We start from the raw sequence: 12,816 nt of genomic DNA, 5'->3' as shown, positions 1-12,816 counted from the left end.
CTTCTATCCGCTCCATTTTCTCACACCCACAAGCCATTGGGCACGGATGTTTTACGTCTGCGGTCCCTTGGCAATAGCTTCCGCAACGGCGTTTTCTAACAACTCACCCTCCAGGTCGGGGAGATTTCGCTGCCGCGCCACAGACTGCGCGGTGAGGTAGAGGAAGTATTCAACATTTCCACTGGGACCTGGCAGTCCAGCCGGAGCCACGTTCAGTACCGCCAGTCCTGCCACGTGCGCCTGATGGGCAACATTCTTGACGGTCTCTCCCCGATCATCAGGATTCCTGACCACGCCTCCGCGCCCCAAGCCGTCGCGACCGATTTCAAACTGAGGTTTCACCATCAGTAGGTACTGCGCCTGCGAGTTGGCGGCGCGTTGTAGTGCCGGCAGAACCAAACCTAGTGAGATAAAGGACAAATCCCCCACGACCAGGTCCGCAGGCGGGGTGATGAGGGCGGAATCCAGCGTGCGCACGTTGGTTCGTTCGAGGTTCACCACTCGACTGTCGGTGCGCAAACTCCATGCCAGTTGACCATAGCCCACATCAACCGCAAACACTTTGGTCGCGCCACGACGCAATAACACGTCGGTAAATCCGCCTGTGGAGGCACCTGCGTCGAGACACACCGCCCCGGCTATCACCGGTGTCGATGGTCCATAAAGCTCCAGGTAATCTAGCGCCCCCAACAATTTGTGGGCACCCCTAGACACATAGTGGACTGTGTCCGGGTCGCGCAGTACGATGGCCGAGCTCAATTCGACCTGCCGAGCAGGTTTCAGAGCCTCCTGACCATCGACCAACACTTGCCCGGCAGTAATCATCGCTGCCGCTTGGGTGCGGCTGGGAGCCAAGTGACGGCGCACCAGCTCCGTGTCTAGCCTCGCGCGTTTACCCATGACTCGCTGACAGCGCCTCGTCCCCGTGTAAGACCGTCTGCAGGTCGGTGGCTACCTTTTGCAGCAGTTCCAGCTGTGATTCCAGGGGTGCTTCGTGCGCAGCTTCAATTTCTTCCCGGTAATCATGCAGGTCCTGGGCATTCAATGCCGCAGGAGTGGGAGCTTGTTTATTCGACATCTGTGGTCCCTTGTTCCACCACCGGTTTTGCGTCGTTGTACTCAGGAGCGGTTTCGTCGGGGTCTAGGTCGTCTTCCTCGCCGTAGTCTCGTTCGACTTCACGCACCACGCTAAACTCGGGGCAATCCACTCGGTTGCCCTGCTCGCGGGCGTACCATACGGCTGCCAGAATAGCGCGGAATTCTCCCAGAGATACGACGGTACCGTCCTCGCTTAACACTCCCAGCCCGCGGACTTCAATATCGTGGCCATTGACCCGAGCCCGCGTGTTTTCGGTGTACCACCAGCCGCGATTGCGCAGTTCCGGACGTTCAATCGGTACTGACAGGTCAGCCAAATCCAGAGCCACAAAGGTGGGTCTTTGGGCGGGCGGAGCCATCACTAAATCACGAGGTTTAGTGAGCCCAGTCAGCACTACACAAGACGCCAACTGGGCGTTGTTTGCCCCGAGGATGTCGGTTGCCAATTGGTCGCCAATGGCCAGTGCGTGCCGTTTCAAGATTCGGTGTTTACGTTCCGCCGCCTTCACCCGATCGAATTCTTTTTCTTTCGCCAGGTCCGCCTCGCTGAGAACTACGGGTTCGCTATCCGGATCCTCTTTGGCTTCACGAGCCTGCTTTGCCTGCTCACGTGCCGCCGCAGCGGCTTCTTCATTGGCTTTGACTTCCGCGGCGATTTCTTCATTTCCCATCAGATAATCGTGGCAACGCTTAATCGCTAAATCGTAGATAGAAAGTTCCGGCTTGCCGCACACTATCGGTTCGCTCTTGGTAACACGACGAATCGCTTCCACCAGGGAACCGTTACCGATGCCTCGGCCTTTTTCGGTCGGCAGAGAGTAATCCATATTTGTAACCACCCACTTCGCGCCGTTCGCGATGGCGTAACAGGCCTCGGACAGTTCTGCCCAGCCCACCTCGAAACCAAGTCCTTGCAAGACCCCCGCAGGCTTTTGGTCAGCCGTGGACACGGCTTCAAAGCCCGCCTCCTGCACCGCATGTGGCACTCCTTCACCCCCGACGCACAGGACTTTCGACCCCGGTTCCAGCAGTTCGCTGAGCTTTGCTGCCCCATCTTGCGCGGAAGTCACGATGTCATCGGGTTCGACTTCAACCCCAGCAGCAGCTAATTTCGCCACCACGTCTTGCGGTATGCGCGCCGCATTATTGGTCAGGAACACGAACTTTCCGCCCAATTCGCGACCTGCGGAAATGCTTTGCGCGACCCCATCTACCGGTTGCGCCCCATTCCAGGTTACCCCGTCCAAATCGGTAAGTAACAGGGGGTAAAGCTGAGCCAGGGGGACATTCGCCCCTTGCAAAGTGGTCGGGTTAGCCTTTTGCTCGGCTTCTTCAGCTTCTTGAATATCGAGGATTTCAACGTCCTCTGGTTCCCGCGGAATTAACGCCTGTGCAGCGGCGGCTTCCTCATCCCGCCCCAGCTCACGCAGCCGGTCAGCCTTCACGCTGAGTAGTCGTCCATATTCAAAGCTCTCTGCATCGGAATCCACCTGAGCCAAGGCTGCTTCAATGACTGCCAGCCCGGTCTCATATTCACCCAAATCTGCCCTGGCAGAGGACTCCACCAAAGCAAGTTCAAATTGTTCCGTTCGATCCAAATCCCCCGGTTTCACCGACTTGATGATTTCCAACGCTTTTTCGGGACGTCCCAGACCGCGTTCCGAGTCGGCTTCTACCGATTTCAGCACTTCGATGCCGCTCATCCGCCGGGCAGTTTTCACTTCGCGCAGTGCTTCACTGTACTTGCCACAGGCGTAGGCAGTCAAAGCAACAGCTTCACGAACCACGTCGATACGCCAAGCCATCTTTAGGGCTGCCCGCGCATATTCATGAGCCAGTTCGGGCTGCGTGTCGAACAGTTCCGCGGACATGACCAGGTGCCGAGCCACGTTTTCCGCGGTTTCTTTCGGCAGCGGACTCAGGCGAGACCAAGCCTCTTTATCCAACATATCCCAAGTAATTGAAGCGGGGATTTCCAGATACCGGGAGCGTCCGGTCGTACCGTGACCGCGTTTATCCGACCCGGTGCGACTGCGGTTGTATCCCCGATCGTTGTAGCGTGAGCCACGTTCCGAACCTGCGGAGCGGAAACCCGAGCGCCCCGAGTCACGGCGTTCCCCGCCACGCTCAAAGTTACGTTTGCCACCCCGGTCATCGCGCCGCCAATCATCGCGGTCGTTGTCGCGACGAGGGCGTCCCGAGTAGCCGCCACGTTTTCCACCGCGTTCCTCGCGACTGTACTTGCCACCTGACTTGTATCCGCCTTTACGGTCGCCTTTGAACCCCCCGCGACCTTTACGTTCGTTATCTCGTTTGTCACCGCGCGACCCGCGGTCGTCCCCCTCATTTTCGCGAGACTCGCCTTTGCGCTCGCGCCAATTTTCTTTCGGTTCCTCTGCCAAGTTTTCCCAAGGACGAGGATTGTCTGATTCTGTCACTGTTCTTATCCTTTGCAATCAATCCACTATTCTGTTTTCATCATTAAGTCTACACGTACCTAGAGCAGTTAAAATCCTCAGTTTTGTTTTTCTGCAGGTGCTAGTACCGCTGTCGTTTTCGCACCTCTTGCCCTTAGGATGGAAAACATGGAAATCACAGTAGCGGCGGACGGCTCTGCCTTGGGAAATCCCGGACCAGCCGGATGGGCGTGGTACGTTGACGAAAATTGTTGGTCAGCAGGCGGCTGGACAAAGTCCACGAACAACCGTGGTGAACTGATGGCGGTGGTGGACTTTTTGGAAAAGACTTCCGATATTCCCAACCTGACCATTCATTTCCTGTGTGATTCTCAATATGTCATCAACTCGGTAACGAAGTGGATGCCGGGATGGAAACGCCGCGGCTGGCGCAAAGCTGACGGCAAAGCGGTGCTGAACGATGACCTGATGAAACGCCTAGATGCTGAACTGTCGGGACGCGCGGTGGACTTCCGCTGGGTAAAAGGTCACGCCGGACACACTCTCAACGAGAAAGTCGACAAGCTGGCTCGGGGGGCTGCTACCGCATATCAACAGGGACGTTCCCCTCAAACTGGTCCAGGCTTGAGCCCGGAGCTGTGTGCCTTGGCAGCACCATCCCAGTCGCCTGTAAATGCCTGTTCTTCTGTAAGCCCGATTACAGCCGACGCGCCACTAGAAACTGGAGGCGCAGGGATTCAGGGAACTTTGTTTTAGCTGTTCTCAGATACACCGTCCCCGCGAGAAATCGCGCTCTTCGCGATAGATTGGTCATATGCAGAAACTCTCCCCAAATATTGATGCCCTGCTGGATGCGATGTTGGGTCTGCCGGAACGGCATATCGAGCGAACAGTTGCCCGGCTACTAGATAAGCATCGGGGGATTTCCACACCTGAGCTGATGGATTTGGTGACGCGGCGCTACGTGCGGGTATCTCAAACGGCATCGGCAGGAGTGGGGGCAGGAGCCGCGGTTCCTGGCTCCGGGCTGGCAATCGGGGCAGCTTTGACCGGGCTAGAACTGAGCGTATTTGCTGCCAATACGGCGCTTTATGTGTTGACTATGGCGCGGCTTTCCGGTATTGCCACCGAAAATTTGGAAGCGCGCAAGACTTTGGTGCTCTCGGCAATCCTTGGGGATGAGGCGAGCAAAGTGGTCTATGACCAAGCTGGAGTGGGCATCTGGAATTGGGCACGAATTCAAGTTGCCAACAATGCTACCGCCACTCTGAGCTCAGCCAATAAGGCTTTGGCTCAGTTCGCGGGGAAAAAGATTTCTAAAAAACTTTCGGGACACCTTGTGGGGCGTTTCATTCCCCTGGGTATTGGCGGAGCGCTGGGGTTTATCTCCGGACGTAAACTCGCCCTAGATACGGTGAAAGGGGTCAATACCCAAATCGCCCTGCTGGCAAGCCCGCAATCGGCGCCCGATTGGCGACCTCCGCTTTCAGCGCACACCCCGGACTGGGACGCCATAGAAAGTTAGTGGAACTGCTCCAACCAGGCGTGTTGCTTTAACAGGTGGTGCAGATTCGGGTCGTCGTGTTCGTTAAAGGGATACACTTCCAGGCATTTATCTCCGCTCCACTCGTTGAAGATTGAGTAGGTGCAGGCGGGAGGCACGTACTCATCGCTGAGCGACACTGAGAAATAGGCCGGGTGCATGGCTTGTCGCGCAAAATTGACGGCATCAAAATACGACAGGGTTGTTTCTACCTGCTCGTATTGATCCGGATAGGCACGCAGATAACGCTGCACTTCCCGGTAAGGCATGTGATTATTATGGCTGACCCCATACATTACGTTGCCCAAAGCTAAATCCGACAACACTGCCCGCACGCCCTGGTGCCACGCTCCGACACAAACCGCCAAGGTTCCGCCTTGGGACGCTCCAGCTACAAAAATTCGTTTCGGGTCGATAAAGTTTAAGGTCGCTGCGGCATCAATAGCTCGGTGGGCGTCAGTTATCAGACGGCGAAAATAATAGGTTTCACGATTTTCGATGCCCAGGGTAAAGAACCCGAAGGCGTGTGGAGGGGCTGGATGCGGGTCAGGAGTGGCTCCCCCGGTGCCGCAGTCTCCACCTTGACCGCGACTGTCCATAATGAGATGCACGTAACCGGCAGAAGGCCAGAACAGGCGTTCTCCGGGTACCCCACGCCCCACACCGTAGCCGAGGTACTCCACGATGAGGGGTTGACCTTCACACTTGGTAAATCCAGGCGCTCCTGCCAACCAACCTTTGATGCTCTCCCCGGCAAATCCGGGAAAGGTCACATCGTAAAATTCGACGGTCTCTATCGGGGTATTGACCTGTTGCAGTTGAATATGTGCTGGAATCTGACGAGAGTCCTGCAGCGTGTTGCTCCAAAAAGTTACGAAGTCCGCGGGCAAATTGACCTGCGGTGAAAATTTTTCCAGTTCGGTTCGTTCCATACCGGTTAGCATTGTCCTCCCCGCGGATCCACCGGATGCCCTTATCCAAGTCCATCGCACTCTTGACTGCATCTGCAAACGCTATAATCCTAAACTATTTCATTTTTGAGTTACGCTACCAAATCAGGTCGAAGGCCTTGTGGTTCATGCAGTTAAATGCGATTCGCGGGGAAGCCTAAGCTTCCCCGCGAATACAGATTATTCGCAACGAAAGGCGTTTTCAAGCCTTCCGAGATGGTGACAGCCGCACCATCTTGGTACTACATCTTCTTGCAGTCGCGACGGGTAATCTCATCGGGACCACTGTAATTACCGCCGGGGGTAATGATGGTGCCAGATTCACCCGCGATAATCTTTTGAGCATCGCTGAGCTGCCCAATCGCAGCAACATCACCGGTCAGCTCGACAAAGCGGCAAGCTGCTTCGACCTTCGGCCCCATAGAGCCGGCGGGGAAGCCACCTGCGCGCATAGCGGCAGGGCTGGCCCGGTGAATTTCCTTTTGCTCGGGAGTGCCGAAGTTCTCCATTACAGCGGGAACATCGGTCAAAATCATCAGGAAATCGGCATCCAGGTGCTCGGCCAGGGTCGCGGCAGTCAAATCTTTGTCGATTACTGCCTCCACGCCCTGCAGCTTGCCCTTTTCATTACGGACGACAGGAATACCGCCGCCACCCGCGCAGACCACGACAGCGCCAATGTCGAGCATCCGGCGAATCAACCGGGTCTCTACCACACGCTGCGGCTTAGGCGAGCCGACAACGCGACGGAAGTACTCTCCGTCAGCTTTCATTATCCAGCCACGAGACTTCGCCAGCTCTTCGGATTCTTCCTTGTTGTAAACCTGGCCTACGAACTTGGTCGGGTTATCGAATGCAGGGTCTCCAGCCAAAACCAGAGTCTGGTTCACGAAAGAAGCCACATGCCGCCCCGGAAGGTTATTCTGCAGAGACTGCAACAGCCAGTAACCAATCATGCCCTGGGTTTGTGCACCCAAAGTATCGAAAGGATAGGGCTGGGTCAGATTCGGATCGTTAGCTGACTGCAAAGCCAACACGCCAACCTGGGGACCATTACCGTGGGTGATAACCACTTCATGTTCTTCCGCCAAGGGCGCGAGTTTCTGCACTGCCAGCTCAACGTTAGCAATCTGCGTGGCGGAATCCGGCTTTTCTCCACGGCGCAGCAGGGCGTTGCCGCCCAAAGCAATAACTATACGCATCTCTTACTTCTCTCCTAGCGTCGCCACCATTACGGCTTTAATCGTGTGCATCCGGTTTTCGGCCTGATCGAACACCACGGAGCATTCACCGTTAAAGACATCGTCGGTTACTTCCATACCGTCCAAGCCGTACTTCTGGTAGATGTCTTCACCAACGGTCGTGTGGCGGTCATGGAAAGACGGCAAGCAGTGCAGGAACTTGGTGTTCGGGTTACCAGTCTTGGCCATCAGTTCAGCGTTCACCTGGTAGGGCTTCAGCAGCTTGATGCGTTCATCCCAAACTTCCTTCGGCTCACCCATGGAAACCCAAATATCGGTGTAGACGAAGTCCACGCCCTTGACGCCTTCATCAACGCTCTCGGTGTGCAGGATCTTGGCACCGGTCTGCTTGGCGATTTCTTCAGCCTTAGCAATAATCTCCGGGGAGTTCCACAGTTCCTTAGGAGCCACAATCCGCACGTCCATTCCCAGCATCGCGCCGGAAATCAACAGAGAGTTAGCCATGTTGAAGCGGGAGTCGCCCACGTAAGCGAAAGAAATCTCGTTGTAAGGCTTGCCGCTCTGCTCGTGCATGGTCAGCATGTCACACAGCATCTGGGTGGGGTGCCAAGCATCGGTCAAGCCGTTCCACACCGGCACGCCGGACATTTCAGCCAGGACATCTACCTTGTGCTGGGAGTCACCACGGTATTCGATACCGTCATAGAAACGACCCAACACGCGGGCAGTATCCTCAATAGACTCCTTGTGACCCATCTGAGAGCCGGAGGGATCCAGATAGGTTACGTGAGCGCCCTGATCGTAGGCAGCAACTTCAAAAGAGCAGCGGGTACGGGTCGAAGTCTTTTCGAAAATCAGAGCAATGTTCTTGTTCTTCAGGTACTGAACTTCGCGACCTTCTTTCTTCGCGGCTTTCAGTTCAGCAGCCAGCTCGAGCAGTTCCAGCCACTCGGCAGGAGTAAAGTCGAGTTCTTTCAAAAAGTGACGACCGTGAAAATCAGTCATGGGTTTTCCTTTCAAATAGGTTTTTTCTTGTTGATGGGTAATGCGTGGAGAATAATCTCCAAATTTCTGGATAGTACCATAACAGCACCGCTACGGTTACCGGCCAGAAAAAACATACCCCCGTGGGCTGCCCCGTTGATAACCTCCGAGGCAGCCCGGAGGGGAAACTTATAACCGCTTACGAGTGGCTCTACTTGTAGAGCGGGTCGCGAGCAATCGGGCAGCTCATGCAACGCGAGCCACCGCGGCCACGACCGAGTTCGGCGCCGTCAATCTCGAGGACCTCGATACCAGCATTGCGCAGGTTCTTGTTGGTCTCGATGTTGGAGCGGTAGCCCATCACAACCCCCGGTGCAATAGCCAGGGTGTTGTTCGCGTCGTTCCACTGTTCGCGTTCGACGTTGAAGTAGTCGCCGCCGGTGGGGCAGACATGGAACTTCACGCCCAGCGCTTCGTTCAAGGTGTCGACCAGCTTCGTGCCGTCGCGGCGAATGTCGACGCCGCTGGACTTGGACTCATCAGGACGCAGCGAGAAGGTCCAAGTATTGTCGACGTAAGGCATGTAAGCGTTTACGACGTCCTCGGAGCAGAACGTAAAGATGGTGTCCAGGTGCATTGCCGCACGAGTCCGCGGAATACGCGCCACGATGACGCGCTCAGCAGCCTTCTTGGCGAACAATTCCTTGGCCAGCTCCGTAGTGGCGTTGAGCGAGGTACGCTCGCCCATGCCGACCAGCAGCACACCATCCTTCAGAGGCATCACGTCGCCGCCTTCGATGAAGGTGTTGGGGTGCCACTTCTTGTCTGGGTCAGCGCCGAACCAGATGTTAAAGTCCTCGTTAGCGAAACGCGGGTGGTACTGGTAAATCGCGTGAGTCAGGAGGGTCTCCTGACGGCGAGCCTGCCAGTACATCGGGTTCAGGGACACGCCATTGAACACCCAAGCGGAGTTGTCACGAGTGAACTGAGTATTGGGCAGCGGATTGAAAATCCAGTCGTGCAGGTTGTAACCGTCAGGGGTCACAGCTTTCTTGTACACGCCGCCGACTTCATCGGGAATCTCATCGAGGTTGATACCGCCGATGAGGTAACGTGCCAGTTCCTTGGAGTCCATTTCCGTGAAGTAATCACGGAAGTCCTTGGCGACGATGGGGTTAACCATGTCGTCGGCGACACGGCGATCCAGGATAAACTTGCGAGCTTCCTTGTTATCCAGGATTTCGCTCAGCATGACCTGCATATCGAGTACTTCGATGTCGCGGGCCTTCATCTGAGCCACGAAGTCATCGTGGTGCTTCTGCGCTTCTTCGACCCACAAGACATCATCGAATAGTAGGTCCGAGCAGTTTTCAGGAGTTAGCCGCTTATGAGCTAAATCAGGCCTGCAAACCATCACAGTACGCAGAACCCCTGCCTCAGAGTAAACACCAACTTTGTTGTTCATATTGATTCCTTCCTAACGTAATCGTTGTTTTGGTACGTACGCAGGTCGCCTCAGGGCGCGAAGACTTATAGTCATCGGTACAAGTGTACGAACCGAGCCGAGAGGACCCCTTTAGTCCTCATGCTGTGTGGATATGAAATTATCTTTCAAGAGGTTTTCTTTGGCGATGTCCCGGGTCGGTCGGGTGACCTCACCGAGCCATCGCCAAAGAAAACGCAAGATTCAATTGTCGGTAGTCTTTACAGACCGTTCCAGAACATAGCGCTGATGAAGTCACCCTTGAATACGGTGACCCAGATAATCAGCAGTACCGTGAAAGCTACAGCCACGCCCAGCAAAATCTTGTCTTTACCCTGGAAAGCCGGCCGGTCAGGATATTGTTCCTTACGTCCCTTGTAATACAGCGGGGAGCCAATCAACCACAGCAAACCGTTGAGGAACAGCAGCCCGATGCCGCCAGCCCACAGCAACCAGACCGTGTAGACGGTAGCGATGACGCCAACGCACATCCGGTAGCCCTTAGAAGACTTCACACCTTCCGCTTCGTTGCGTCCATGCGAGGTCTGAATAATCTGGTAGATTGCCGAAATCACGTAGCACGGAATAATCAGCGAGGCCGCGATGGTAATCAAGTCGGTGTAGCTCGAGGCAAAGCCCAAAATCATGATGATGTAGACAATGGAAGACACAATGTTGGTCACCCACAGCGAAACTGTCGGGGAGCCTTTCCGGTTCGTCTTGCCAAAGGCCGCCATGATGTTGTGGTCAGCTGCCGGCACGAATAGAATCTCGGAGGCCAGCATGACCCAGGTCAGCATAGCGCCAGCCACGGAGATTAGCACCGCAATGTTGATGAATCCGGCACCCCAAGGACCGACCGCAGCCGCCATCGCACCGCCCATGGACGGATCGGCGAGTCCAGCCAACTCGGGCTGGGCCATCAAGCCGTAGGACAGGACGTTCACAAATACCAGCAATGCCAGCACGGTAAGGAAAGCGATAACCGTAGCCTTGGCCACATCGCTGGACTTCTTGGCACGAGTGGAGTACACCGAAGCACCTTCGATACCGATGAACACCCAAACCGTAACCAGCATCATGTGGGAAACCTGAGCCATCACCGGACCAAGCCCGACTTCTTCGCCCTCGGGACCAACCTGCACCACGTTGCCCCAGAAGTCAGCCGTAAAGAAACCGACCTTGAAAGCCACAGCAGCACAGATGATAAAGACAACAATCGGAATAATCTTAACCGCGGTAACAATCGTGTTCACGAACGCTGCGGTACGGATACCGGCCAAAATCAGGAAGTGAATCAACCACAGGCAGACCAGACCGAATATCAACCCCGCGATAGAAACGGAATCTCCTTGCATCAAGCCGGAGAATACCGCGAATCCACCCAGAGCTGACGTGAAAAAGGCAATGTAAGAGAGGTTGCCGGCCCAAGCCGATAACCAGTATGACCAGGCGGACATAAAGCCGCCGAAGTTGCCCAGACCTTCGCGTGCGTAGCCATAAACACCACCAGTGATGTCTGGACGAGTTGTTGCCAGAGATTGGAACACGAAAGCCAGCATCAGCATACCGATGCCGGTAATCAACCAACCTATCAACAGCGGTCCCGGCGCCGCTTTGCCAGCCATCTGGCTCGGTATCCCGAAGATACCCGCTCCAACCATGGAACCTATACCAAAAGCAATCAACGGGAATAGGGGAAGCTTAACTTCCTCTGTTTCCGCAACAGCATTGTCGTTGCTCATTCTTTACCCTTCTATATGGAGTGAAGTGTGCGGTCTCGAAAACAGCGTTCTCGGGGTATGCGCCCCATTGCCGCTGCCCTAAAAACATCTGTTATTTTTCGCACTAATTCATTGTATTACCTGTTCACACGTAAATCGAGGGATTTCCAAATTTGAATAATTATGCGTATACCCTTCTTTGTCCCCCTGTAGTCCGCATCCAGAGAATGCATATATTTTCATGTTACAGTAGGCGGTTTTGGGGGGTGGTAGCGCGTTCGGGAGGTGGCACAAGCGTCGGGCTCTGGCTGCACAAGGTCGGTGGGGTTTGTTCGCCTCGTCAGGCTTTAAGGGGTATTTGAGTCCGTGCCTGGCAAGTTATTCCACGGGTTGCGCATTCGTTGCTGGCACTGGCACACGCAAACAGACTGAAAAACCAGGAAACGGGAAAACGACACTGCGCCAAGACGGTGAAAATCATTCAGCAGCGCGCCCGAAGGGACTCGAACCCCCAACCTTCTGATCCGTAGTCAGATGCTCTATCCATTGAGCTACGAGCGCTTCGCGTACAAGTTTAATTGAAGCGTCCCGGGTTTTGTTCCTAGGTTTTTTGTGAGGGTTGTTTCATGCCTTGGAAGTATTCGCGGGAGTTTAGGGATTGTGCTGTTGGGTTGGTGTTTGACCGGCTTCGAGACGATTCTGGGGTTTCGAGATGGGCGGTTATCAGCGATATCGGACTGAAACTCGGTGTCAGCCGGGAATCACTGCGTCGCTGGGTTGTTCAAGCCGAGATAGACCAGGGAGAAAGACCCCGGGGTCACTCGAGAGGAATCTGCCGAGATAAGGCGGTTGCGTAAAGAAAACGCAGAGCTTAAACGTACGAACGAGATTTTGAAGCTCGCATCGGCTTTTTTCGCCAAAGAACTCGACCATCCCGGGATGAAATGATTGCGTTTATTGACCAGTATCGTGATTGTTTCTCGGTCGAGCGTATTTGCCGGGTTATGAGAGAACACACGGTTGGGGGCTTTATCACGCCACGTGGTTACCGGGCGGCAAAGACCCGAAAAGTGAGCGCTAGGCAATTGAGAGATGCCTTGTTAATCGAGGAAATCGTAAAGATTTTCGACCAGAATTACCGTGTTTACGGGATTCGTAAAATCTGGCACGCTATGCGCCGGGCGGGGTTTGCTATCGGGCGGGAACAGACTGGCAGGTTGATGCGCCTGACCGGGATTTGCGGGGCGCGTAGGGGACGTAGACCAGTTACTACCCGGCCTTCACCCCGCCCGGATACACGCCCGGATTTGGTTAACCGCGATTTCACTGCAGATAGACCAAACCGGCTGTGGGTCGCGGATATCACTTATGTCAGAACTTTGTCGGGTTTCGTGTACACAGCTTTTGTTACAGAC

At 55.1% G+C, this 12,816-nt stretch carries 11 protein-coding genes and 1 tRNA gene; 3 read left to right on the top strand and 9 right to left on the bottom strand.

Annotation, left to right across the window (positions count from 1 at the left end; all coding sequences use genetic code 11):
• Positions 1-51: 51 nt before the first annotated feature.
• From HMPREF0574_RS00070 to HMPREF0574_RS00060, 3 genes are read right to left on the bottom strand one after another with little or no spacing between them, the layout of a single operon-like run.
• Complete coding sequence (locus HMPREF0574_RS00070) at positions 52-900, bottom strand: TlyA family RNA methyltransferase (protein WP_004006610.1); 849 nt, start codon at positions 898-900, stop codon at positions 52-54.
• Positions 893-1,078: a hypothetical protein gene (locus tag HMPREF0574_RS00065; protein ID WP_004006609.1), complete on the bottom strand. Its 186-nt coding sequence runs from the start codon at positions 1,076-1,078 to the stop codon at positions 893-895. Before HMPREF0574_RS00065 ends, HMPREF0574_RS00070 begins: the two co-directional genes overlap by 8 nt.
• Positions 1,068-3,047 carry an HAD-IIA family hydrolase gene (locus HMPREF0574_RS00060; protein ID WP_004006608.1) on the bottom strand — a complete coding sequence of 660 codons (1,980 nt, stop codon included), beginning with the start codon at positions 3,045-3,047 and terminating at the stop codon, positions 1,068-1,070. The genes HMPREF0574_RS00065 and HMPREF0574_RS00060 overlap by 11 nt, the downstream gene beginning before the upstream one ends.
• 627 nt (positions 3,048-3,674) lie before the next feature.
• On the opposite strand from HMPREF0574_RS00060, the gene HMPREF0574_RS00055 reads away from it, so the two are divergent.
• Both HMPREF0574_RS00055 and HMPREF0574_RS00050 read left to right on the top strand, forming a co-directional pair.
• The gene (locus tag HMPREF0574_RS00055) at positions 3,675-4,271 is read left to right on the top strand and encodes a ribonuclease H family protein (protein WP_004006606.1); all 597 of its coding nucleotides are present in this window, start codon (positions 3,675-3,677) and stop codon (positions 4,269-4,271) included.
• 58 nt (positions 4,272-4,329) lie between these two features.
• The gene (locus HMPREF0574_RS00050; protein ID WP_004006605.1) at positions 4,330-5,040 is read left to right on the top strand and encodes a hypothetical protein; all 711 of its coding nucleotides are present in this window, start codon (positions 4,330-4,332) and stop codon (positions 5,038-5,040) included.
• Here the strand turns inward: HMPREF0574_RS00050 and HMPREF0574_RS00045 are convergent.
• The 6 genes from HMPREF0574_RS00045 to HMPREF0574_RS00020 form a co-directional block, all read right to left on the bottom strand.
• Positions 5,037-5,990, bottom strand: coding sequence for an acetylxylan esterase (locus HMPREF0574_RS00045; RefSeq protein WP_236585900.1), 954 nt, complete (start codon positions 5,988-5,990; stop codon positions 5,037-5,039). The two genes, HMPREF0574_RS00050 and HMPREF0574_RS00045, sit on opposite strands and share 4 nt — an antisense overlap.
• A 260-nt stretch (positions 5,991-6,250) precedes the next feature.
• Positions 6,251-7,210, bottom strand: coding sequence for a carbamate kinase (arcC, locus tag HMPREF0574_RS00040; protein ID WP_004006602.1), 960 nt, complete (start codon positions 7,208-7,210; stop codon positions 6,251-6,253).
• A gap of 3 nt (positions 7,211-7,213) precedes the next feature.
• On the bottom strand, positions 7,214-8,215 hold the full coding sequence (gene argF, locus HMPREF0574_RS00035) for an ornithine carbamoyltransferase (RefSeq protein WP_004006601.1): 1,002 nt from the start codon (positions 8,213-8,215) through the stop codon (positions 7,214-7,216).
• Between the two features lie 190 nt (positions 8,216-8,405).
• Positions 8,406-9,659 (bottom strand): arginine deiminase, encoded by a 1,254-nt coding sequence (locus HMPREF0574_RS00030; RefSeq protein ID WP_004006599.1) that lies wholly within the window; start codon positions 9,657-9,659, stop codon positions 8,406-8,408.
• Positions 9,660-9,898: 239 nt separating this feature from the next.
• Complete coding sequence (locus HMPREF0574_RS00025; protein WP_004006598.1) at positions 9,899-11,422, bottom strand: basic amino acid/polyamine antiporter; 1,524 nt, start codon at positions 11,420-11,422, stop codon at positions 9,899-9,901.
• A gap of 467 nt (positions 11,423-11,889) precedes the next feature.
• Positions 11,890-11,962 (bottom strand) — tRNA-Arg (locus HMPREF0574_RS00020).
• A 509-nt stretch (positions 11,963-12,471) separates the two neighbouring features.
• Here HMPREF0574_RS00020 and HMPREF0574_RS00010 point away from each other — a divergent pair.
• Positions 12,472-12,816 (top strand): IS3 family transposase (locus HMPREF0574_RS00010; protein ID WP_169303839.1); only part of this gene is annotated, 345 nt, incomplete at its 3' end.

The sequence above is a fragment of the Mobiluncus curtisii subsp. curtisii ATCC 35241 genome, from assembly GCF_000146285.1.
GTDB classification, from domain to species: Bacteria; Actinomycetota; Actinomycetes; order Actinomycetales; family Actinomycetaceae; genus Mobiluncus; species Mobiluncus curtisii.
Note: the sequence above shows the minus strand (reverse complement) of the source record. Positions and strands in the feature narration are given on the sequence as shown.

Excerpts from the sequence above, each read along its gene's own strand:
- HMPREF0574_RS00070 (WP_004006610.1), bottom strand. The coding sequence starts at position 900 with ATGGGTAAACGCGCGAGGCTAGACACGGAGCTGGTGCGCCGTCACTTG.
- HMPREF0574_RS00060 (WP_004006608.1), bottom strand. The coding sequence starts at position 3,047 with ATGTTGGATAAAGAGGCTTGGTCTCGCCTGAGTCCGCTGCCGAAAGAA.
- argF (WP_004006601.1), bottom strand. The coding sequence starts at position 8,215 with ATGACTGATTTTCACGGTCGTCACTTTTTGAAAGAACTCGACTTTACT.
- HMPREF0574_RS00025 (WP_004006598.1), bottom strand. The coding sequence starts at position 11,422 with ATGAGCAACGACAATGCTGTTGCGGAAACAGAGGAAGTTAAGCTTCCC.
- HMPREF0574_RS00045 (WP_236585900.1), bottom strand. The coding sequence starts at position 5,990 with ATGGAACGAACCGAACTGGAAAAATTTTCACCGCAGGTCAATTTGCCC.
- HMPREF0574_RS00050 (WP_004006605.1), top strand. The coding sequence starts at position 4,330 with ATGCAGAAACTCTCCCCAAATATTGATGCCCTGCTGGATGCGATGTTG.
- HMPREF0574_RS00030 (WP_004006599.1), bottom strand. The coding sequence starts at position 9,659 with ATGAACAACAAAGTTGGTGTTTACTCTGAGGCAGGGGTTCTGCGTACT.
- arcC (WP_004006602.1), bottom strand. The coding sequence starts at position 7,210 with ATGCGTATAGTTATTGCTTTGGGCGGCAACGCCCTGCTGCGCCGTGGA.
- HMPREF0574_RS00055 (WP_004006606.1), top strand. The coding sequence starts at position 3,675 with ATGGAAAACATGGAAATCACAGTAGCGGCGGACGGCTCTGCCTTGGGA.
- HMPREF0574_RS00065 (WP_004006609.1), bottom strand. The coding sequence starts at position 1,078 with ATGTCGAATAAACAAGCTCCCACTCCTGCGGCATTGAATGCCCAGGAC.